The organism is Nocardioides sp. ChNu-153, assembly GCF_030466625.1.
Classification (GTDB): domain Bacteria; phylum Actinomycetota; class Actinomycetes; order Propionibacteriales; family Nocardioidaceae; genus Nocardioides.
The window spans coordinates 66,577-87,302 of the sequence record NZ_JADEVT010000015.1 but is presented as its reverse complement, the minus strand read 5'-3'; the positions used below and the strand labels follow the sequence as shown (position 1 = coordinate 87,302).

Below are 20,726 nucleotides of genomic sequence, written 5' to 3'. Positions count from 1 at the left end.
ACCGCACCCTCGCCGACGGCTGGGCCTACGCCCGCCACTACCCCTCAACCCAGCAACGCGACGACACCCTCGAGACCTGGCTGCACTTCTACAATCACCACCGGCCCCACACCGCCATCGGCGGCCACCCACCCATCACCAGGCTGACCAACGTCCCTGGACATCACAGCTAGCGCGAGCACCTCAACCACCGGCGGAGGGTCGCGGTACCAGCGATAGCCACCGACTACCGCTCCTACCGCGACGCCGGGGCGAGCGCGCCGTACCCCTCCCCGGAGGGTTGTGTCGCGGGTCACAGGCGGGTTGGCTGGCGGGGTCCGCCACGACGAGGGAGACCCGCATGCTGTCCTACGACTCCGGCCCGACCGAGCCGCCGCTGCTCGAGGAGACGATCGGCGAGGCGTTCGCCCGCACCGTGGCCGCGCACCCCGACGGCGAGGCGCTCGTCGAGGTGGCGAGCGGGCGCCGGTGGACGTGGCGGGAGCTGGCCGACGACGTCGAGCGCACCGCCCGAGGCCTGCTGGCCCGCGAGGTGCAGCCGGGGGACCGGGTCGGGATCTGGGCGCCCAACTGCGCGGAGTGGACGATCACCCAGCTCGCCACGGCGCGGATCGGGGCGGTGCTGGTGACGATCAACCCGGCGTACCGCAGCCACGAGCTCGCCTACGCCCTGCACCGCAGCGGGGTCTCGCTGGTGGTGGCGTCCAGCGGGTTCCGTGGCAGCGACTACCGGGCGATGCTCGACGGCGTGCGCGACCAGTGCCCGGCGCTGCGCGAGGTCGTGCTGCTCGACACCGACGACTGGGCCGCCCTCGCCGCCGCGGGCGCCGACCTGCCCGACGACGCCACCGCGCAGGTCGCCGCGACGCTGGCTCCGGACGACGCGATCAACATCCAGTACACGAGCGGCACGACGGGCTTCCCCAAGGGCGCCACGCTCAGCCACCGCAACATCCTGAACAACGGCCACCTCGTCACCGAGACGATCCGCCTGACCGCGGCCGACGGCCTGTGCATCCCCGTGCCCTTCTACCACTGCTTCGGGATGGTGATGGCGAACCTGGGGTGCGTGACGCACGGCGCCACGATGGTGGTCCCGGGCCCCGCCTTCGACCCCGCGACCGTGCTGCGGGTCGTGGCCGAGGAGCGCTGCACGGCCCTCTACGGCGTGCCCACCATGTTCATCGCGCTGCAGAACCACCCCGACTTCGCGACCACCGACCTCACCGGCCTGCGGACCGGGATCATGGCCGGCTCGCCGTGCCCGGTGGAGGTGATGAAGCGCTGCGTCGAGGAGATGCACATGGCCGAGGTGTCCATCGCCTACGGCATGACCGAGACCTCGCCCGTGTCGTGCCAGACCCTGGCCGACGACGACGCGGAGCGCCGTACCGCCACCATCGGGCGGGTGCACCCGCACCTCGAGGTCAAGGTCGTCGACCCGGTGAGCGGCGCGACCGTCGAGCGGGGCGAGCCGGGGGAGTACTGCACGCGCGGCTACAGCGTCATGCTCGGCTACTGGGACGACCCGGAGAAGACCGCGGAGGCGGTCGACGCCGACGGCTGGATGCACACCGGCGACCTCGCCGTCATGCGCGAGGACGGCTACTGCACCATCGTCGGCCGCATCAAGGACATGGTGATCCGCGGCGGCGAGAACATCTACCCGCGCGAGGTCGAGGAGTTCCTCCACGCCCACCCCGACGTCGAGGACGTGCAGGTGGTCGGGGTGCCCGACGAGCGGTACGGCGAGGAGCTCTGCGCCTGGGTGCGGGTGCGCGCGGGGGCCGAGCCGCTGGACGCGGCCGCCGTGCGCGCCTTCTGCGAGGGCCGGCTGGCCCACTTCAAGATCCCGCGCCACGTGCTCGTCGTCGACGAGTTCCCGATGACCGTGACCGGCAAGGTCCGCAAGGTCGAGATGCGCGAGCGCAGCACCGACCTGCTCGGCCTCGGCGGCGCGTGAGGCGCCCACCCTCCCACCTCTTGCCCGCTGGGTTAACGACCGATAACCTCACCCCGCCCGCGGTTAGCGAGCATTAACCGACGGTCGCGCCACCCCATCCGAGAGGACGTCATGTTCGAGCTGTCACGGGAGCACGAGGAGTTCCGCCGCTCGGTGCGGGAGTTCGCCGAGGCCGAGATCGCGCCGCACGCCGCGCGCTGGGACCGCGAGCACCACTTCCCGACGGACGTCGTGCACCGGATGGGCGACCTCGGCCTGTTCGGGCTCACCGCGCCGGAGGAGTACGGCGGGGCCGGGCTCTCCGGCGAGGACGGCGGGTTCACGTCGCTCTGCCTGGCGATCGAGGAGCTGGGGCGCGTCGACCAGTCGATGGGCATCACGCTGCAGGCCGGCGTCGGGCTGGGGATCAACCCGGTGCTCACCTACGGGACGGCGGAGCAGAAGGAGACGTGGCTGCCCGACCTCGTCGCGGGCCGCACGCTCGCGGGCTTCGGGCTCACCGAGCCCGGCGCCGGGTCCGACGCGGGCGCGACCGCCACCAAGGCGCGCCTCGACGGCGACGAGTGGGTGGTCGACGGCGCCAAGCAGTTCATCACCAACTCGGGCTCGGCCATCACGAGCCTCGTCAACATCACGGCCCGCACCGGCACGCGCCCCGACGGCCGACCGGAGATCAGCACGCTGATGATCCCCGCGGGCACGCCCGGCTTCACCGCCGAGAAGGCCTACGACAAGCTGGGCTGGCACGCCTCGGACACCCACCCGCTGTCGTTCGAGGACTGCCGGGTGCCGGCCGCGAACCTGCTCGGCGAGCGGGGCCGCGGCTACGCGCAGTTCCTCGCCACCCTCGATGACGGCCGGGTCGCCATCTCGGCGCTGAGCGTCGGCTGCATGCAGGCCTGCCTCGACCTCTGCGTCGCGTACGCCGGCGAGCGCCAGACCTTCGGCGGCCCGATCGGGCGCAAGCAGGGGGTGGCGTTCCAGGTCGCCGACCTCGAGGTGATGCTCCAGGCGGGCCGGATGCTCACCTACCGGGCGGCGGCGCTGAAGGACGCGGGCGCGCCGTACCAGAAGTTCAAGCACGCCGCCTCGATCGCGAAGCTGCAGACGACGGAGGCGGCGGTGACCGCGACGCGCATCGCGACACAGGTGTTCGGGGGCTACGGCTTCATGGAGGAGTACCCCGTCGCCCGGTTCTACCGCGACGCCAAGGTGCTGGAGATCGGCGAGGGCACCTCCGAGGTGCAGCGCATGCTCATCGCCCGCGGCCTCGGTCTCCCGGTCGAGTGAGCGGCCCGATGAGCGACCCGACGGGCAGCGGCGCCGAGCGGCGCCGCATCACCCAGCGCGGCCTGTGGTTCGAGGAGCTCGAGGTCGGCACCGTCTACGAGCACCGCCCCGGACGCACGGTGACGGAGACCGACAACGTGCTCTTCACGACGCTGACGATGAACACGCAGCCGCTCCACCTCGACGCCGCGGCCAGCGCGGAGCAGGGCCCGTTCCACGAGCGGCTGGTGAACTCGATGTTCACCCTCTCCACCCTCGTCGGGCTGTCCGTGGCGCAGCTGACGCAGGGCACGATCGTGGCCAACCTCGGGTTCTCCGCGATCGCGTTCCCGGCGCCGGTGCGGCACGGGGACACGCTCTACGCCGAGACGCTCGTGGTCGACAAGCGCCTCTCGCGCAGCCGGCCCGGGGAGGGCGTCGTCACCCTCGAGCACACGGCGCGCAACCAGGACGGCGTGGTCGTCGCCACCGCCACCCGCCAGACCCTCGTGCGCACCGCCCCGGACGGCACGCCGGGCGCCGACGGGGGCGCCGACGGGGGCGCCGCGTGAGCGCCTGGGAGCCGGGCCCGGGCTTCCTCTTCTGCCCCGCGGACCGCCCGGAGCGCTACGCCAAGGCGCTCGAGCGCTCCGACGTCGTGATCCTCGACCTCGAGGACGCGGTGGCCGAGCCGGCGAAGGAGGCGGCGCGGGCCGCCGTACGGCAGCTGGCGGCGGACGGGGTGCTCGATCCCGACCGCACCGTCGTGCGCGTCAACGCGGCCGGTACGGCGCACCTCGCCGCCGACCTCGCCCTCACCGCCGCGACGGGTGTGCGCCGCGTGATGCTGCCCAAGGCGGAGCGCCCGGCGGAGGTCGCCGCGGTCGTCGCCGCGGGCCACGACGTGCTCTGCCTCGTCGAGACCCCACGCGGGGTCGAGCACGCCGGTGTGCTCGCGGAGGTGCCCGGCGTGGTCGCGATGATGTGGGGCGCCGACGACCTGGTCGCCGGGCTCGGCGGCACGGCCAGCCGCCGCGCGGACTCCTCCTACCGCGACGTCGTGCGCTACGCCCGCTCCCGGGTGCTCGTCGCCGCCAAGGCCGCGGAGCGCCTCGCGCTCGACGGCGTGCACATGGACATCGCGGACACCGACGGCCTGCGCGCCGCCTGCGAGGACGCGGTGGCGGTCGGCTTCGACGCCGGCGTGGCGATCCACCCGAGCCAGGTGCCGGTCATCCGGGAGGCCTTCGCACCCGACGCCGAGCGCGTCGCCTGGGCGCGGGACCTGCTCGCCGCCCACGCCGCCGGCGGGGTCGGCACCCACGGCGGCCGCATGGTCGACGGGCCCATCTACGCCCAGGCGCGGCGCGTGCTGCGCCTCGCCGAGCGCGGCGCGACCGGCGAGACCAGCGCGACCGTGGAGATCGGCGAGTCCGGCGACCACCGAGAGGGGACGACGTCCGATGGCTGACCTGCGCGAGCTCGCCGCCGACCTGCGGGCCCGGATGGCGGCGCTCACCGAGGGCCGCGCCGGTGGCTCCGAGGCCGCCCGCCGCAAGCACACCGACCGCGGCAAGCTGCTGGTGCGTGACCGCGTGGAGCGGCTGCTCGACCCGGGGAGCCCCTTCCTCGAGATCGCGCCGCTCGCCGCGACCGGCATGTACGGCGCCGAGCCCGGCGGTCCCGACACCGTCCCGTCGGCCGGGGTCGTCGCGGGCGTGGGCCGGGTCAGCGGGCGCACCGTCGTCGTTGTCGCGAACGACGCGACGGTCAAGGGCGGCACCTACTACCCGCTGACCGTGAAGAAGCACCTGCGCGCCCAGACCGTCGCGCTGCAGAACCGGCTGCCCTGCCTCTACCTCGTCGACTCCGGCGGCGCGTTCCTGCCGATGCAGGACGAGGTCTTCCCGGACCGCGAGCACTTCGGGCGGATCTTCTTCAACCAGGCGCAGATGTCGGCGCAGGGGATCCCGCAGCTCGCGGCCGTCATGGGCTCGTGCACCGCGGGTGGCGCCTACGTGCCGGCGATGAGCGACGAGACGGTCATCGTGCGCGAGCAGGGCACGATCTTCCTCGGCGGCCCGCCGCTGGTGAAGGCCGCGACCGGCGAGGTCGTCACCGCCGAGGAGCTCGGTGGCGGGGAGGTGCACGCCCGGCGTTCCGGCGTCGTCGACCACCTCGCCGACGACGACGACCACGCGCTCGCGATCCTGCGCGACGCCGTCGCGACGCTGCCGCCGACCCCGGTGCCGGGCAGCGGTGGGGTGTTCGGGGGAGGGCTCGACGGCGGGCGGGGCGCGCCGTACGACCCCGACTTCGAGGAGCCCGCGTTCCCCGCCGAGAGCCTGTACGACGTGGTGCCCGCCGACCCGCGCACGCCGTACGACGTGCGGGAGCTGATCCGCCGCATCGTCGACGGCAGCCGGTTCCACGAGTTCAAGGCGCTCTACGGCGAGACGCTCGTGTGCGCGTTCGCGAGCATCGAGGGCCACCCGGTCGGGATCGTCGCCAACAACGGCATCCTCTTCAGCGAGTCGGCGCTCAAGGGCGCCCACTTCGTCGAGCTCTGCAACGCCCGCGGCATCCCGCTCGTGTTCCTGCAGAACATCTCGGGGTTCATGGTCGGCCGGGAGTACGAGAACGCCGGCATCGCCCGCGACGGCGCGAAGCTCGTCACCGCCGTGTCGTGCTCGGTGGTGCCCAAGCTGACCGTGGTGGTCGGCGGCTCCTACGGCGCCGGCAACTACGGGATGTGCGGACGCGCCTACGACCCCCGCTTCCTGTGGATGTGGCCGAACGCCCGCATCTCCGTCATGGGCGGGGAGCAGGCCGCCGCGGTGCTCGCCACCGTGCGCCGCGACGGGCTCGAGGCCCGCGGCGAGGAGTGGTCGGCCGAGGACGAGGAGGCGTTCCGGGCGCCCATCCGGGCCCAGTACGACGCGCAGGGCTCGCCGTACTACTCCACCGCCCGGCTCTGGGACGACGGCGTCATCGACCCCGTCGACACCCGTCGCGTGCTCGCGCTCGGCCTCGCGGCCGCCGCGGGCGCACCGGTGCCCCCGCCCGCCTACGGCGTCTTCCGGATGTGAGGCCATGACCACCCCGAGCACCGCCACCCCGACCTCCACCGCCCCGGCCGCGCGCCCCCTGCGCACGCTGCTCGTCGCCAACCGTGGCGAGATCGCGCTCCGGGTGCTGCGCACCGCGACCCGGATGGGGCTGCGCACCGTCGCCCTCCACACCGACCTCGACGCCGGCGCCCCGCACGTGCGCGCGGCGGACCGGGCGGTGCGGGTCGCGTCCTACCTCGACGTCGACGAGGTCGTCGCCGCCGCGGTCGCCGCGGGGGCCGACGCCGTGCACCCCGGCTACGGGTTCCTCTCCGAGCGCGCCGCGTTCGCCGCCGCCCTGGAGGCCGCGGGCGTCACCCTCGTCGGGCCGAGCGCGGCCGTGATGGAGCAGATGGGCCGCAAGGACGCCGCCCGCGAGATCGCCGTCGCCGCCGGCGTACCGGTCGTGCCCCGGGGCGACGCGGGTGACGCGGATGACGCGGGCGGCTGGTCGGGCCCCGTGCTCGTCAAGGCCGCCGCCGGCGGGGGCGGCAAGGGCATGCGGGTCGTGCGCGACCCGCGCGACCTCGACGAGGCCGTCGCGGCCGCCCGCCGCGAGGCGCTGAGCGCGTTCGGGGACGACACGATCCTCGTGGAGCGGTACGTCGAGCGCGGCCGCCACGTCGAGGTGCAGGTCGTGGGGGACACCCACGGCACCGTGCTGCACCTCTTCGAGCGGGACTGCTCGACGCAGCGGCGCCACCAGAAGGTGCTCGAGGAGGCCCCCGGACCCACGGTCGACGCCGCCCTGCGGGAGCGGCTGACGAGCGCCGCGGTGCGGCTCGCCGAGCACGCGGGGTACGTCGGGGCGGGCACCGTCGAGTTCCTCCTCGATGTCGACTCCGGCGACTTCTTCTTCCTGGAGATGAACACGCGGCTGCAGGTCGAGCACCCGGTCACCGAGGCCGTCTGCCGGGTGCGGGGTGCCGGCTGGGCGGGTGGTCCCGCGGGCGCGGCCGGTGAGCCGGCGCGCATCGACCTCGTCGAGTGGCAGCTGCGGGTCGCGGCGGGCGAGCCGTTGCCGGTGCGCCAGGACGACCTCGTGCTGGTCGGGCACGCGATCGAGGCGCGGGTGTACGCCGAGGACAGCCACGGCGGTTTCCTCCCGCAGGCGGGCACGGCGTCGTACGTGCGGTGGCCCACCGCGGCCCGCGTCGACCACGCGCTCGAGTCGGGCCAGGAGGTGACGACGGCGTACGACCCCATGCTCGGCAAGGTCGTCGCCGAGGGCCCCGACCGCGAGGCCGCCCGGCGCGCGCTGCTGGCCGCGCTCGACAGCACCGTCGTGCTGGGGCTGACGACGAACACGGGCTTCCTGCGCACGCTGGTGGCCTCCGACGAGTTCCGCGACGCCAGCATCCACACCGCGTGGCTCGACCACGCCGAGGTGCCCGCACCCGACCCGGCGGTGCCCCTCGTCGTCGGCGCGTGGGCCGACGCGCGCGCCGGGCGATCGCGGGCGGGTGGCGGCGCCTTCCGGGCGGACGGCTGGCGGATCGCGGGTGCGCGGGCGCCGTGGCGCACGGTGCTGGGCGACACCGCCGTCGTGGTCGACGGGACGGGGGTGACGCCGGAGGGGGGCGGGACCGCAGAGGTGCGTCTGCTCGGCGAGCGGGTCCTCCCCGCGGGCACCGGGGACGCGGCCGGAGGGGCCGAGGTCCGCGAGCTGTCGCTCCTCGTCGACGGCGAGCGGGTGGACGTCACGGTCGCCGTCCGGCGGCACGCGGTCGAGGTCGCGCACCGCGGCCAGCGCCACGTCCTCGCCCGTCCGCTGCCGCCCGGCGACCGCGCTGCACCGGTCGGGGACGGCGCCCTCACCGCGCCCATGCCGGGCACCGTGCTCGACGTGCGCACCGCCGTCGGCGACGCGGTCGCGGCGGGCCAGGTGCTCGTCGTCCTCGAGGCGATGAAGATGGAGATCGCGCTGCGCGCGCCGTTCGCGGGCACCGTCGCGGTCCTGGGCGCGAGCACCGGCGCCCAGGTCGCGCTCGGCTCCGTGCTCGTGGAGGTGGCGCCGACGGCCGGGGGCGAGGAAGATCACCGGGCGGCCCCGGACGGGACCGCCGACGACCAGGGGGACCCGCCGTGAGCGATGCGTACTACGAGCGGACGGGGCCCGGCCGGTTCCGGGCCACCGAGCACACGGGCGGCGCCTGGGACACCACGGCCCAGCACGTCGCACCCGCCCTCGGCCTCCTGGTCCACGCGATCGAGCTCGACCGCGACGCCCGGCGCGACGACGCGCTGCTGACCGCCCGGATCTCGGCCGACGTCCTCGGCACCATGCCGCTCGGCGAGGTCGAGGTGGAGGTCGAGGTGCTGCGCCCCGGGCGCACGATCGAGCTGGTGCAGGCCACCATGTGCGCCGGCGGTCGTGCAGCGGTGACGCTGCGCGCCTGGCTGCTCGAGGAGCGCACCACCGCCACCGTCGCCGCGTCGGCGCTGCCCCGCATCGCCGGCCCCGAGGACGTCCCGGCGTGGGACCCGACGACCGTCTGGCCGGGCGGGTTCATCGCGTCGGTCGACGTGCGCCGCCGCCAGATCGAGCCGGGACGGGCCTCGTTCTGGGCGCGCCCCGCCGTACCGCTCGTCGCCGACGAGCCGGTGAGCCCGACCGCCCGTGCTGCGGGGCTGCTCGACATCAGCAACGGGATGACGGTGCGGGTCGACCCGCGCCGCGTCGCGTTCCCCAACGTGGACCTGACGGCGCACCTGCTGCGGGCCCCCACGGGCGACTGGCTGGGGTTCGACACGACCGTCTCGTTCGGGCCGCAGGGGCTGGGCGTGACGACGAGCGTGCTGCACGACGCCACCGGACCCGTCGGCACGAGCAACCAGCTGCTCACCGTCCGGCCCGGCTGAGCCGCCGCCCCGGTCGCTAGGCTCGACGCGTGCCCCTCGCCCCCCTCGTCCCCGCCGTGACCGCGGCCCCGCCGGCGCGGGTGGTCCCGTGCGCCTGATCCTCGTGCGGCACGGCCAGACCTCCTCCAACGTCGCCGGTGCCCTCGACACCGCCGCCCCCGGCGCCTCCCTGACGGACCTCGGACGTCGCCAGGCCGACGCGCTCGTGGGTTCCTTCGCCGGCGAGACCTTCGCGCGGGCGCACGCGTCCGACCGGGTGCGCACCCAGGAGACCGCGGCCCCGCTCGTCGCCGCCCACGGGCTGGCGCTCGAGGTCGTCGACGGCCTCGGGGAGATCAGTGCGGGTGAGCACGAGATGGGCACGAGCGTCGAGGCCGTGCGGGCGTACGTCGGGTGCGTCGCCGCCTGGCTGCACGGCGACCTCGACGCGGCCCTCGTCGACGGCGAGAGCGGCCACGCGTTCCTCGCCCGCTACGACGCCGCGCTGCGCGTGGTGGCCGAGCGGTCCACCGACGGCGCCGCCTCGCTCGTGGTGAGCCACGGCGCCGCGATCCGCGCGTACGTGGGCATCCGCGTCGCGCAGGCCGACCGCGACCAGCTCGCCGGGTCCCGCCTCGGCAACACCGGCGGCGCCGTGCTCGAGGGCGACCCCGACGCCGGGTGGCGCCTGCTGCGCTGGTCGGGCGAGCCCTTCGGCGGCGCGCACCTCTCCGACGAGGCAGCCCACGACGTCACCGGCGACAGCGCCGAGGAGGCCGTCGAGGAGGCCGAGGAGACCTCGGGGCGCTGAGCCGGAGGCCGCAGGGGCGCACGGCCTGCCCGCCCGTCCCCGTTCGTGGGAGCAGCGCCAGGCTTTCCGCGGCGCTGCTACCACGAATCCCGGGCCACCACGGACCGGCGGTGGTCACCGCGCCTGGCATGCTCGACGCGTGCCCGACGCGACCTCCACGCCCTCGCCCGCCCCCACGCCCGGCTCCGCGCCCGGCCGGTCCTTCACCCCGCCGCCGGCCGACCTGACGCGCCCCACGCTGACGGGCTCGTTCGGCATGGCCGCCGCGACGCACTGGCTGGCTGCGGGCAGCGCCCAGTCCGTGCTGGAGCGCGGCGGCAACGCGGTCGACGCGGCGGTGGCCGCCGCCTTCGTGCTGCACGCGGTCGAGCCTCACCTCAACGGTCCCGGCGGCGACCTCGTCGGCATCCTGGCCCCCGCGGGCGGCGACCCCGTGGTCGTGAACGGCCAGGGACCGGCGCCGGCGGGCGCCACCATCGAGCACCTCCGCGCGGAGGGCCTGACCACGGTGCCGGGCAGCGGGGCGCTGGCCGCCGCCGTACCGGCCGCCGTCGAGTCGCTCCTCGCGCTCCTCGAGCAGCACGGCACGTGGGAGCTCGGCGACGTGCTCGCGCCGGCGGTGCACTACCTCGAGGAGGGGCACGCGGCGGGTGCCCAGCTGTGCCGCACCGTCGCCGTCATGGGCGACCACTTCACCGAGCACTGGCCCGACTCGGCCGCGCTGTGGATGCCGGAGGGCCGCGCGCCGGAGCCGGGCGAGGTCGTCCGCAACCCGGCGTACGCCGCCACGCTGCGCCGCCTCGTAGCCGCCGCCGAGGCGCCCGACCTGGCCGACGCCGCGGGCGGCACCCGGGAGGACCGCGTGCGCGCCGCGCGGGCCGAGTGGCGCGCGGGCGGCGTCGCGGAGGCCGTCGTCGCCCACGGCCGCACCCCGAACAGGCACTCGTCGGGCACCGACCACGCCGGCGTGCTGACGCTCGCAGACCTCGCCGACGACCCCGTGCGCCTCGAGGAGCCGGTCACCGCGTCCTTCCGCGGCACGACGATCCACAAGGCCGGCTTCTGGAGCCAGGGCCCCGTGCTGCTGCAGACCCTGGCCATCCTCGACCACCTCCCCGACGAGCGGCTCGACCCCTCGACGGCGCTCGGCGTCCACACGATCGTCGAGGCGCTCAAGCTGGCGATGGCCGACCGCGACGCGCACTACGGCGGCTCGGCGGACCGCGCCACGCTCGAGGCCCTGCTCTCGCCCGAGTACGCCGCAGCCCGCGCCCGGCTCGTCGGCGAGACGGCGTCGCTGGAGTTCCGGCCGGGCGAGGTGGCGGGACTCGTGCCGTTCGTCCCGCCCCTGCGTCGACCCGAGGACGTCGAGGTCGCGGGCCCGCCCGGGCCGGGCCAGCCGGCGGGGCGGCCGGCGCGCCCGGTCGGCGTCGGGGAGCCCACCGTGGCCCGCAACGGCGAGACCCGGGGCGACACCTGCCACGTCGACGTCGTCGACGCGGCCGGCAACCTCGTCGCGCTGACGCCGTCGGGCGGGTGGCTGCAGTCGTCGCCGACCATCCCCGGGCTCGGCTTCTGCCTCGGCACCCGGCTGCAGATGACGTGGCTCGACGAGGCCAGCCCGTCGGCGCTGCGGCCGGGCACCCGCCCGCGCACGACGCTGAGCCCGACCGTGCTGAGCCGCGACGGCGTGCCGTTCGCGGCGCTCGGCACGCCGGGCGGCGACCAGCAGGACCAGTGGCAGCTGCTCTACCTGCTGCGCCTGCTCGTCGGCGGCTACACCCCGCAGGAGGCGATCGACGCCCCCGCGTTCCACACCACCTCGATCGTCAGCTCGTTCTGGCCGCGCACGTGGGAGCCCGGCGGCGTCGTCGTCGAGGACCGCCTGGGCGCGGACGTCGTCGCCGAGCTGCGCGAGCGCGGGCACGACGTCACGCTCTCGGGCCCGTGGACCCTGGGGCGCATCTCCACCGTCGGACGCGACCTCGCCACCGGTCTGCTCTTCGGCGCCGCCAACCCGCGCGGGGCCCAGGGGTACGCCGTCGGCCGGTGACGGCGTTCGGTCGCCGCCTCAGTCGCCGGTGATGTCCAGCCGGCCGGTGAGCACGGCCGCGTACAGGCCGGCGGCGGCCACGAGCCGCTCCTCCTCCAGGTCGGGGCGCGGCAGGATGGCCTGCAGCAGGGCCTCGCCGTCGAGCATGTGGAGCAGTGACGTCACCGCGAGGCGGACCGCGCCGTCCGGCACCCCGTCACCGCCGTGCGCAGCGACCGCCAGCTCCGAGATCCACTCGCGGCACCCCCTGGCCCAGGCCGTCATCCGCTCCACCGAGGAGCGGCACATCGCGATCCCGGAGCACGAGGAGTGCGAGGTGCTCCTCGGCCTCGGCATGCGCACCATCGCGGACGGGCGCACCCTGCTGCTCGGCAGCACCGCGCTGCTGCAGCGCGAGGGCATCGCGGTCGACGCGGCCGCCGAGCGCTGGATCGCCCAGCTGCAGGCGCAGGCCGAGACGCCGCTGCTCCTCGCCGTCGACGGCGTGCTCACCGGGCTCGTCAGCCTGCGCGACACCGTGCGCCCCGAGTCGGCCGAGGTGGTGCGGGCGCTGCGCGCCGACGGCGTGGAGCGCATCGTCATGCTCACCGGCGACCACCCGCAGGTGGCCGCCGCCGTCGCCGCCGAGCTCGGCATCGACGAGTGGCGCGCCGAGGTCATGCCCGAGCACAAGCAGGACGTGGTGCGGGCGCTGCAGGCCGAGGGCTACACGGTGGCGATGGTCGGCGACGGCACCAACGACGCCCCGGCCCTCGCGCTGGCGGACGTGGGCATCGCGATGGGCATCGGCGGCACCGACGTGGCGCTGGAGACCGCCGAGATCGCGCTGGCGGGGGACGACCTCGCGAAGCTGCTCGAGCTGCGGGGCCTCTCGCGGCACACGGTCGCGACGATCCGGGAGAACTACGGCATGTCGATCGCGGTCAACGCGGCCGGGCTCGCCGTCAGCGCCGCCGGCGCGCTGTCGCCGGTCGCCGCGGCGGTGCTGCACAACGCCTCGTCCATCGCGGTCGTGGCCAACAGCAGCCGCACCACGCGCTACCGCCTCGAGCCCCGACCGCGCCACCGCGCGGAGCCGGGGTCCGACGCCGAGCCCGGGGCCTGATCCTCGGTTCGTGGTACCAGCGCCAGTGTTTTCGCGGCGCTCCCCCCACGAACCGGGTGGGGTGCGGGTCAGGCCGGCGTGCGGCCCGTGACGAGGTACTGGGGGCGGGACTCGTGCCCCGGCGACATCCCGAAGCGGCGGTCGAGCTCGGCGACCTCGTCGAGGCGGGTGGTCCGCACGCCGACGAGGCCGGCCGCCTCCATGACGGCGACCAGGTCCTCGACGCCGGTCGCGTTGGCGAGCGGCAGCCCGGCCTCGGTGGGGGCGTCGTACGTCGCGCCGAAGGCGCCGGGGCCGTCCGCGGACTCGACGGCGACGCCGCGGTCGATGCCGCCGGGGTACCAGTTCGCGTCGACGCACGCGACGGTGCCGCCGGGGCGCAGCAGGCGGGCCCACGCGCGGATCGCGGTCACCGGGTCGCGCAGCGTCCAGAGCAGGTAGCGGCTCGTGACCGCGTCGAGGCCGACGGCGACGCCGCGGGGCGCGACCGCGTCGCCGAGCACGTAGCGGGCCGCCGGCAGGCCCGCGGCCCGGCGGCGGGCCGCGTCGTCCTCGGCCTCCGCGAGCATGCCGGGGGAGCTGTCCAGCCCCACGACGTCGTGGCCGAGCTCGGCGAGCACGCTCGCGACGTACCCCGTGCCCGTCCCGACGTCGAGCACGCGCGCCGGCGCGGGCGGCAGCGCGCCACCCCAGACCCGGTGCCACAGCGCCCGGTCGTGCGGGGCGCGCTCGCCCTCGACCTGCCGCTGGTGGTACGCCGCGGCGCGGCCGCTCCAGTAGCGGTCGAGCCGGGCCTGCAGGTCGACGTCGTCGCCGGCGCCGGTCCCGGAGGTCGTCCCGGGGGTGGTGGGCGCCCCGACGGCGGTCTGCTGGAGGGTCATGCGCTGCTCCTCGTGGTGGTGGCCTTGCGGAAGACGAGGTTGATGTCGCCGTCGTGGTCGACGCGGCGCACCTGGACCTCGTAGACGGGTTCGAGGACCTCGGGGACGAGGACCTCGTCGGGCGGGCCCTGGGCGACGACCCGACCGGCGCCGAGCACGACGACGTGGTCGCAGTAGCGGGCGGCCAGGTTGAGGTCGTGGAGCACCACGACGACGCTGGCCGGCAGGCGCGCGACGAGGTCGAGCACCTCGTGCTGGTAGCGGATGTCGAGGTGGTTCGTGGGCTCGTCGAGCAGCAGGTGCTCGGCCTCCTGCGCCAGGGCCCGGGCGATGAGCACGCGCTGCTTCTCGCCGCCGGACAGCCCGGCGTACTCACGGGTGGCGAGGTGGAGGGCGCCGACCTGCCGCAGGGCGTCGGTCGCGACCTCCTGGTCGTGGACCGACGGCCGCCCCGACAGCCCCTGGTGGGGCAGGCGGCCGAGGAGGACGAGGTCGGCGACCCGCATCGGCAGGTCGACGCTGTGCTCCTGCACGACCACGGCGACGGCGCGCGCCAGGTCGCGGCGCGGCACGTCGGCGAGGTCGCGCCCGTCGAGCTCGATGCGCCCCTCGGTCGGCTGCAGGGACCCGTAGAGCGCGCGCAGCAGGGTCGTCTTGCCGCTGCCGTTGGGGCCGACGAGTCCGACGGTCCGGCGGGCCGGCACCGCGATGTCGACACCGTCGACGACGACGGCGTCGCCGTAGCGGTGCCGCACCCGGTGCCCGGCGATCACGCGGTGGGCCCGGCGGGCGTCTGCGCCAGGAACGTCACGAGCCGGTCGAGGCCGTCGACGGCCAGCGGCGTGGGGGGCTCGGCGAAGTTGAGGAGCAGGGGCAGCACGGCGCCGGACTCGAGCGCGCGCAGGGCGTCGGCGCCCGGCAGGTCGGCGACCGCGTCGACGACCTCGGCGGGGTCGCCGTCGCTGTGGAGCACGACGATCACGTCGGGGTCGCGCTCGACGAGCTCCTCGGCGCCGACCTCGAACACGCGCTCGCCGACGTCGCCGAACACGTTCTCCAGCCCCGCGGCCTCGACGAGGGGGGCGGACATCGAGCCCCGCCCGTACGCGTAGGTGACGCCGCCGCCCACGGTCGGGTAGAGCACGGCGACGGTGCGGTCCTCGCCGGCGGGGACGCGGGCCTCGATCTCCGCCACCCGGTCCTGCAGCTCGCCCACGTAGGCGTCGGCCTCGTCGGCGCGCTCGAACACCTCGCCGTAGAGGCGCACCTGGTCGTAGAGGTCCTCGAAGGTCGCGTCGCCCTCGAGCGAGCCGCAGAACGCGGGCTCCTCGACGAGCTCGATGCCGGAGGAGGCGAGGGTCTCTCGCGTGAGGTTCTCGGTCTCGCCGAGCACGAGGTCGGGCGTCTCGGCGACGACCTCCTCGCGGGAGATCTGCAGGTGGCCGCTGGTGTCGGTGCGGTCGGTCAGCAGCGGCACCTCCTCGAGTGCGGCGAGGGTCTCGGCGTCGTAGTACTCGTCGGGGTAGAGCCCCGCGCGCGCCACCACCCGGTCGAGCACGCCGAGCTCGTGGAGCGTCGGCACGGCCGCGCTCTTGAGCATCACGACCCGCTCGGGCGCGGCGTCGAGCTCGACGGTCGCGCCGCAGTTCTCCACCGAGATGGCCGCGTCGCCGGCGGCCTCGCCGCCGCACCCGACGAGGGGCAGCAGCAGGGCGGCGGCCGTCGCCGTCGCGGCACGGCGACGGACGGCGGGGCGGGTCGACGACATGGGTTCCTCCGGGGTCAGGACGGCACCGCGTGGAGGCGGCGGACGAGGAGCAGCAGGAAGGGGGCGCCGACGAGGGCGGTGATGATGCCGATGGGGATCTCCTGCGGCGCCAGCAGCGTGCGGGCGAGCACGTCGGCCCACACGAGCAGCACGGCGCCCAGCAGGGCGGCGACGGGTACGACGGCGCGGTGGGCCCCGCCGACGAGGCGGCGGGCGAGGTGGGGCACGACGAGACCGACGAAGCCGATGCTGCCGGCCATGGCGACCAGGACGCCGACCACGAGGGAGACGAGCACGAGGAGCAGGGTGCGGAACCGCTCGGGGTGCACGCCGAGCGTCAGTGCGGTCTCGTCGCCGACGACGAGCGCGTCGAGGCGGCGTCCCACCACGGCCAGGACCGCGACGGTGGCGGCGACCACGACGACGACCACGGCCAGCGCCCCGTTCCACGCCGCCAGGCCCAGGGAACCCAGCAGCCAGAACATCACCGAGCGCGAGCCCTCGGCGGAGTCGGAGGCGAAGATGAGGAAGCTGGTGGCCGCCGACAGGGCGTAGCCCACGGCCACGCCGGCCATGAGGAGCCGCACGGACGTGATCCGCCCGGAGCTGCGGGCGACGAGGAAGACGAGGAGCGAGGCGAGCAGGGCGCCGACGAAGGCGCTGCCCTGGAGCGCGTAGTCGCCGAACCCGGCGCCGACGCCGAAGAGGATGGCGCCCGCGGCGCCGCAGCTCGCGCCCGAGGAGATGCCCAGCACGTAGGGGTCGGCCAGGATGTTGCGCACCATCGCCTGGAGCACGACCCCCGCCAGCGCGAGCCCGGCGCCCACGGCCGCGCCCAGCACGACGCGCGGCGCGCGGATCTCCCACACGATCGCGTCGTGGCGCCTCTCCCACGTCACGTCGCCCGGGAGGCCGACGAGGTGGTGGAGCACGATCCGCGCGGAGTCGCCGGGGGAGACGCCGACCGGGCCGGCGCCCACGCCGATGACGACGGTCACCAGCAGCGCCACGCCCAGGCCGGTGGTCCACAGCGCGGCCCGGCGACGCTGGGCCGCGAGCCCGAGCAGGTCGCGGCCCTCGGCGTCCGCGCGCGGACCGTCCCCGCGGGGACCGCCCGGGCCCCCGCGCCCGGGCGGTCCCGTCGCGACGACGGGGGGTGCGTCCGTGGTGGTCACCCCGCCCCCTCCGTGCTTATCGCGAACAACATGCAACAACGATCCCATGGCGGGGGAGGGTCGCGCCAGCCGGGGCTCGCCCGCCGGGGCCCGCCGGCGGGGTCCCGTCGGTCACGTCCTGCCGGTCGGGTTCGGGGGAAGGGCGATGGGTACCGGACGGTGCTCGAGCAGCGGGCACCCGTCGTACGGCCTCGTAGGTGCCCCGTGGACCAGCAGGAACGATCGCTCGAGATCACGTTCGACCGCGCCAACGCCACCGTCGGCGTGCGGGGGGTGGTGGACGCCCCCGCCGCGCACAACCTGCGGGAGTTCGTCGAGCTGGTCCTGCGGACCGGCGTGCGGCGGCTCGTGGTCGACCTCACCGAGGTGGAGGTGCTCCACACCGTCGGGGTCCGCGAGCTGGACGACGGCGTCCGGGCCGCCCGCACGTGCGGGGTCGTCGTCGAGGTGCGGGCGGCGGACGGCTGCGTCGCCCGCCGCGTGCTGGACCTCGTGGACCGCACGCCGCGCTGAGCGGCTGCGTACGGTGGCCGGGTGGACAGCGGCGAACGGCGACCCGACGGACCCGACGGACCCGACCGGTCCCACCGGGACGAGCAGTTCGTCGACGTGGGCGACGGCTACCGGCTGTGGGTCGAGGCGACGGGCGACGCGTCCGCCCCGCCGCTCCTGCTGGTGATGGGGGCGAACGCCTCGGGTCCCGAGTGGCCCGACGCGCTCGTCGACCGGCTCGCCGAGCGGCACCGGGTGGTCCGTTACGACCACCGGGACACCGGCCGCTCGACCCACGCCTTCGACGAGCGGCCCTACGCGTTGCGGGACCTCGCCCGCGACCTGCTCGCGGTGCTCGACGCCCTGGGTGTCGACCGGGCCCACGCGGTCGGGATGTCGCTGGGCGGCACCTTGCTGCAGGTGCAGCTGGTCGACCACCCCGAGCGCTTCCTCAGTGCCACGATCCTCGGTACGCCGGCACTCGACGACCGCGAGGCCCCCGCGCCGCTCCCCGAGCTGCTCGAGGTGTGGGCCGAGATGGGCCGCGACCGCTCTCCGGTCGACGAGCGGGAGTGGCAGCTGCGGCACGCCCGGCTGCTCCACGGCCCCGACCTGCCGTTCGACGCGGCCGAGCACGAGGAGCGTCAGCGCCGGGTGGCCGAGCACCGCGGCACGCCCTCCGCGGCCACCGCCCACGCCCGCGCCGACCAGCGGGGCCTCGAGCGCGACACGAGCGCGATCGTCGTGCCGGTGCTCGTCGTCGACGCGCCCGCGGACCCCGTCGCTCCGCCGCCCACGGCCGAGCGCCTGGCGTCGCGGGTCCCGCTGGCGCGGCGCGTCGTCGTACCGGGGATGGGCCACGCGCTGCCCGCGGCCGTCGTGGCCCCGCGGCCCGCCGCCGGGCGGCCCCCCCCCGCGGGGTCGGGCGCGGCGGGGCGGGGCGCCGGGGGGGGGGGCCCCGCCCCGACGGTCATCCGGTGGGTCCGGCAGCGGCGGGGACTACTTGATGACGGCGTCGATCGTCTTCTTGAGCGCGCTGGGCTCCGAGGGCCGGCGCGGCGCCTTCTTCTTCGCCTCGATCATGTCGGCGCCGATCTCCTGCAGGACGGAGCGGCCGAGGGCCTCGCGGACCTTCGGGAACCACTCGTCCTCCTCCTCGGCGATGTGGTGACGCACGTTCTCGATGAGCACGGTGGTCTTGGCGTCGAACCGCTCGGCCTCGGGCGTCAGCCCGGCCAGCTCCACGACGAGCAGGTCGGCCACGTGGTGCTCCTCGTAGGACTCCAGCACGTCGTCCTCGAGGTCCGGCACGAGCTCGCGGACGCGGGGGTACATCACCTCGTTCTCGATGTAGGTGTGCACCGTGAGCAGCTCGATCATCCGGTCGACGAGACGCTGCTTGGTCTTCAGCGCGTTCTCGCCGGCGGCCTCGAAGTCCGAGAAGGTCTTGAGGATCTGCTGGTGGTCGTCCCTCAGGAGGACGATCGCGTCGGTCGACATGGGGCTCCTCGATGGCTCTCGGGGCAGCGCGCGGGGACCCGGGCGCCGTGACCGGCCGGTACCCGGCGGTGGCGCTCCGACGCGGGCCCGCGTGTCGTCCGCGGGGCGGGTACGGCGTGGTGCCCCAGGCAGGAGTCGAACCTGCGACCTTTCGCTTAGGAGGCGGCTGCTCTATCCGCTGAGCTACTGGGGCCGCGCGGGCAATCTTGCCACCGCCGGGCGGGGGGCTCGCAGGCGGTGCGTGGGTACCCACCGGTCGCCGCTCCATGCGCCGATACGCGACGACTTGGCGGTTCCGCGTAGATTTCGCGTGGCCCGACGAGCATCCAGGAGCAGACCGATGTCCACCCCCAAGCGGCGTGCCCGGCGCAAGCGCCGGCACACGGTGCTGCGCGCCGTCCTCGGCACGGCGTTCACCCTGGCCCTCGTCACGGCGCTGAGCGTCACCTTCCTCTACCGCCAGCTCGAGAGCAACCTGGGTGAGTTCGCGAACGAGGAGGAGCAGTTCGACTACGAGCGGCCCGAGCAGGTCGCCGACGGCGAGCCGCTCGACATCCTCCTCGTCGGCTCCGACAAGGAGGACGAGGGCGGCCGTCGCTCCGACACCACGATCCTCATGCACGTCTCGGCCGACCGCGACTTCGCCTACGGCATCAGCCTGCCGCGCGACGCGCTCGTCGACCGCCCCGACTGCGTGGACGACAACTCCGAGACCGTCCCCGGCGAGGAGATGGTCATGTTCAACACGGCGTACAGTGCCGGCGGCGCCATCTGCACGGTCAAGACGCTCGAGACGCTGACGGACGTGCCGATCGACGCCGTCGTCGAGATGGACTTCGAGGGCTTCGAGCGGATGGTCGACGCCATCGACGGCGTCGAGATCTGCGTGCCGAACGAGATCGAGGACGAGCAGTACAACATCAGCCTCCCGGAGGGCACCTACAACGCCACGGGGGAGCAGGCGCTCGACTACGTGCGCGAGCGGCACCAGGGCTCGCCCAACGGCGACCTGGGGCGCATCAAGCGCCAGCAGGCGTTCCTCGCGTCGATGGTGAACAAGGTGGTCTCGGCCGACACCCTGACGAACCCGAACCGCGTCAGCGGCTTCCTCCAGGCCGTGACCGGCTCCATGACGATCTCGTCGGAGTACCGCAGCCTCGCCAAGCTGGGCAACCTCGGGCTGCAGCTCAACGGCATCGGGCTCGACCAGATCACCTTCATCACCGTGCCGAACGAGGAGTACGCGCCCGACCCGAACCGCCTGGTGTGGACCGAGGAGGCCGACGACCTCTGGGAGCTCGTGCGCACCGACCAGCCCCTCACCGGGGAGTTCCTCGGCGAGGCGATCACGGCGACGGACTCGACCGGCACGATCGCGCCGGGCGGCAGCGGGACGGCCGCGCCGTCCACCACCGCCCCGCCGAGCTCGTCCGCCACCTCCGAGCCGACGGACACCGACTCCGCCACCTCGGAGCCGACCGACAGCGACCCCGCCGAGGCGCTGACGCCCGAGGAGATCGCCGAGCAGAACGGCCTCTGCGCCTGATGCCGGGTCCGTCCGCACCGGAGGGCGCCGGGAGCACCCCGGGGACCCCCGAGACCCCCGAGCAGCGCCGCCGGCGCCTCGCCGCGGTCTTCGGCGAGACGCTGCCGGAGCAGACGAGCGACGACCGGGACGACCGCGAGGGCCCCGGGTCCGGCGAGGCCGCCGGCGACGCGTGGCTGCGTGCCCAGGTGCCGCCGCACCACGGCGGCTGA

Annotated in this window: 20 protein-coding genes, 1 tRNA gene and 1 pseudogene; 15 read left to right on the top strand and 7 right to left on the bottom strand. The window is 75.3% G+C overall.

Translation table 11 applies throughout. The features are described 5' to 3' along the window. The 10 genes from INN71_RS15825 to INN71_RS15780 all read left to right on the top strand — a co-directional run. The coding region (locus tag INN71_RS15825) for an integrase core domain-containing protein (RefSeq protein WP_277501228.1) at nucleotides 1-173 on the top strand (173 nt) is incomplete at its 5' end. 167 nt (nucleotides 174-340) lie between these two features. After that, nucleotides 341-1,963, top strand: a complete 1,623-nt coding sequence (locus INN71_RS15820) for an AMP-binding protein (RefSeq protein WP_277499812.1) — start codon at nucleotides 341-343, stop codon at nucleotides 1,961-1,963. A gap of 111 nt (nucleotides 1,964-2,074) precedes the next feature. Further along, the gene (locus INN71_RS15815) at nucleotides 2,075-3,253 is read left to right on the top strand and encodes an acyl-CoA dehydrogenase family protein (RefSeq protein WP_277499811.1); all 1,179 of its coding nucleotides are present in this window, start codon (nucleotides 2,075-2,077) and stop codon (nucleotides 3,251-3,253) included. An 8-nt stretch (nucleotides 3,254-3,261) separates the two neighbouring features. After that, nucleotides 3,262-3,804 carry a MaoC family dehydratase gene (locus INN71_RS15810; RefSeq protein WP_277499810.1) on the top strand — a complete coding sequence of 181 codons (543 nt, stop codon included), beginning with the start codon at nucleotides 3,262-3,264 and terminating at the stop codon, nucleotides 3,802-3,804. Then, nucleotides 3,801-4,703, top strand: a complete 903-nt coding sequence (locus INN71_RS15805) for a CoA ester lyase (RefSeq protein ID WP_301801161.1) — start codon at nucleotides 3,801-3,803, stop codon at nucleotides 4,701-4,703. The genes INN71_RS15810 and INN71_RS15805 overlap by 4 nt, the downstream gene beginning before the upstream one ends. After that, on the top strand, nucleotides 4,696-6,321 hold the full coding sequence (locus tag INN71_RS15800) for a carboxyl transferase domain-containing protein (RefSeq protein WP_301801159.1): 1,626 nt from the start codon (nucleotides 4,696-4,698) through the stop codon (nucleotides 6,319-6,321). Before INN71_RS15805 ends, INN71_RS15800 begins: the two co-directional genes overlap by 8 nt. Before the next feature lie 4 nt (nucleotides 6,322-6,325). Further along, nucleotides 6,326-8,431, top strand: coding sequence for a biotin carboxylase N-terminal domain-containing protein (locus tag INN71_RS15795; protein ID WP_301801157.1), 2,106 nt, complete (start codon nucleotides 6,326-6,328; stop codon nucleotides 8,429-8,431). Then, nucleotides 8,428-9,204 (top strand): thioesterase family protein, encoded by a 777-nt coding sequence (locus INN71_RS15790; protein ID WP_277499806.1) that lies wholly within the window; start codon nucleotides 8,428-8,430, stop codon nucleotides 9,202-9,204. The genes INN71_RS15795 and INN71_RS15790 overlap by 4 nt, the downstream gene beginning before the upstream one ends. Nucleotides 9,205-9,292: 88 nt before the next feature. Next, nucleotides 9,293-9,994 carry a histidine phosphatase family protein gene (locus tag INN71_RS15785; protein ID WP_277499805.1) on the top strand — a complete coding sequence of 234 codons (702 nt, stop codon included), beginning with the start codon at nucleotides 9,293-9,295 and terminating at the stop codon, nucleotides 9,992-9,994. A gap of 139 nt (nucleotides 9,995-10,133) precedes the next feature. Continuing rightward, entirely contained in the window at nucleotides 10,134-12,047 is a 1,914-nt protein-coding gene (locus tag INN71_RS15780) for a gamma-glutamyltransferase (protein WP_346812957.1), read from the top strand. Nucleotides 12,048-12,065: 18 nt separating this feature from the next. On the opposite strand, the gene INN71_RS15775 is transcribed toward INN71_RS15780, so the two are convergent. Next, nucleotides 12,066-12,383, bottom strand: a complete 318-nt coding sequence (locus tag INN71_RS15775) for a hypothetical protein (protein ID WP_277499820.1) — start codon at nucleotides 12,381-12,383, stop codon at nucleotides 12,066-12,068. Here INN71_RS15775 and INN71_RS15770 point away from each other — a divergent pair. Next, the gene (locus INN71_RS15770; RefSeq protein WP_301801175.1) at nucleotides 12,277-13,152 is read left to right on the top strand and encodes a cation-translocating P-type ATPase; all 876 of its coding nucleotides are present in this window, start codon (nucleotides 12,277-12,279) and stop codon (nucleotides 13,150-13,152) included. The two genes, INN71_RS15775 and INN71_RS15770, sit on opposite strands and share 107 nt — an antisense overlap. A gap of 68 nt (nucleotides 13,153-13,220) precedes the next feature. Here the strand turns inward: INN71_RS15770 and INN71_RS15765 are convergent, their stop codons facing one another. From INN71_RS15765 to INN71_RS15750, 4 genes are read right to left on the bottom strand one after another with little or no spacing between them, the layout of a single operon-like run. Beyond that, nucleotides 13,221-14,033, bottom strand: a complete 813-nt coding sequence (locus INN71_RS15765) for a class I SAM-dependent methyltransferase (protein WP_301801152.1) — start codon at nucleotides 14,031-14,033, stop codon at nucleotides 13,221-13,223. Then, entirely contained in the window at nucleotides 14,030-14,806 is a 777-nt protein-coding gene (locus INN71_RS15760; RefSeq protein ID WP_301801150.1) for an ABC transporter ATP-binding protein, read from the bottom strand. The genes INN71_RS15765 and INN71_RS15760 overlap by 4 nt, the downstream gene beginning before the upstream one ends. Beyond that, nucleotides 14,803-15,801, bottom strand: a complete 999-nt coding sequence (locus INN71_RS15755; RefSeq protein ID WP_301801149.1) for an ABC transporter substrate-binding protein — start codon at nucleotides 15,799-15,801, stop codon at nucleotides 14,803-14,805. The genes INN71_RS15760 and INN71_RS15755 overlap by 4 nt, the downstream gene beginning before the upstream one ends. A gap of 14 nt (nucleotides 15,802-15,815) precedes the next feature. Then, complete coding sequence (locus INN71_RS15750) at nucleotides 15,816-16,976, bottom strand: iron ABC transporter permease (RefSeq protein ID WP_301801147.1); 1,161 nt, start codon at nucleotides 16,974-16,976, stop codon at nucleotides 15,816-15,818. 204 nt (nucleotides 16,977-17,180) lie between these two features. Between INN71_RS15750 and INN71_RS15745 the strand changes: the two genes are divergently transcribed. Both INN71_RS15745 and INN71_RS18130 read left to right on the top strand, forming a co-directional pair. Then, the gene (locus tag INN71_RS15745; protein ID WP_301801146.1) at nucleotides 17,181-17,489 is read left to right on the top strand and encodes an STAS domain-containing protein; all 309 of its coding nucleotides are present in this window, start codon (nucleotides 17,181-17,183) and stop codon (nucleotides 17,487-17,489) included. 21 nt (nucleotides 17,490-17,510) lie between these two features. After that, nucleotides 17,511-18,323 (top strand): annotated as a pseudogene (locus INN71_RS18130) (alpha/beta fold hydrolase); the annotation flags it as partial. Nucleotides 18,324-18,467: 144 nt separating this feature from the next. On the opposite strand, the gene INN71_RS15740 reads toward INN71_RS18130, so the two are convergent. Together INN71_RS15740 and INN71_RS15735 are read right to left on the bottom strand one after the other, a co-directional pair. Further along, complete coding sequence (locus INN71_RS15740) at nucleotides 18,468-18,968, bottom strand: hemerythrin domain-containing protein (RefSeq protein ID WP_301801144.1); 501 nt, start codon at nucleotides 18,966-18,968, stop codon at nucleotides 18,468-18,470. A gap of 117 nt (nucleotides 18,969-19,085) precedes the next feature. Continuing rightward, a tRNA-Arg gene (locus tag INN71_RS15735) sits at nucleotides 19,086-19,161 on the bottom strand. Nucleotides 19,162-19,308: 147 nt separating this feature from the next. On the opposite strand from INN71_RS15735, the gene INN71_RS15730 reads away from it, so the two are divergent. Beyond that, complete coding sequence (locus INN71_RS15730; protein WP_301801143.1) at nucleotides 19,309-20,514, top strand: LCP family protein; 1,206 nt, start codon at nucleotides 19,309-19,311, stop codon at nucleotides 20,512-20,514. Then, complete coding sequence (locus tag INN71_RS15725; protein ID WP_301801140.1) at nucleotides 20,514-20,726, top strand: hypothetical protein; 213 nt, start codon at nucleotides 20,514-20,516, stop codon at nucleotides 20,724-20,726. Before INN71_RS15730 ends, INN71_RS15725 begins: the two co-directional genes overlap by 1 nt.

Coding starts and splice junctions, on each gene's coding strand:
- INN71_RS15820 (WP_277499812.1), top strand. CDS start 341: ATGCTGTCCTACGACTCCGGCCCGACCGAGCCGCCGCTGCTCGAGGAG.
- INN71_RS15815 (WP_277499811.1), top strand. CDS start 2,075: ATGTTCGAGCTGTCACGGGAGCACGAGGAGTTCCGCCGCTCGGTGCGG.
- INN71_RS15810 (WP_277499810.1), top strand. CDS start 3,262: ATGAGCGACCCGACGGGCAGCGGCGCCGAGCGGCGCCGCATCACCCAG.
- INN71_RS15800 (WP_301801159.1), top strand. CDS start 4,696: ATGGCTGACCTGCGCGAGCTCGCCGCCGACCTGCGGGCCCGGATGGCG.
- INN71_RS15795 (WP_301801157.1), top strand. CDS start 6,326: ATGACCACCCCGAGCACCGCCACCCCGACCTCCACCGCCCCGGCCGCG.
- INN71_RS15775 (WP_277499820.1), bottom strand. CDS start 12,383: ATGCCGAGGCCGAGGAGCACCTCGCACTCCTCGTGCTCCGGGATCGCG.
- INN71_RS15765 (WP_301801152.1), bottom strand. CDS start 14,033: ATGACCCTCCAGCAGACCGCCGTCGGGGCGCCCACCACCCCCGGGACG.
- INN71_RS15755 (WP_301801149.1), bottom strand. CDS start 15,801: ATGTCGTCGACCCGCCCCGCCGTCCGTCGCCGTGCCGCGACGGCGACG.
- INN71_RS15740 (WP_301801144.1), bottom strand. CDS start 18,968: ATGTCGACCGACGCGATCGTCCTCCTGAGGGACGACCACCAGCAGATC.
- INN71_RS15730 (WP_301801143.1), top strand. CDS start 19,309: ATGTCCACCCCCAAGCGGCGTGCCCGGCGCAAGCGCCGGCACACGGTG.
- INN71_RS15725 (WP_301801140.1), top strand. CDS start 20,514: ATGCCGGGTCCGTCCGCACCGGAGGGCGCCGGGAGCACCCCGGGGACC.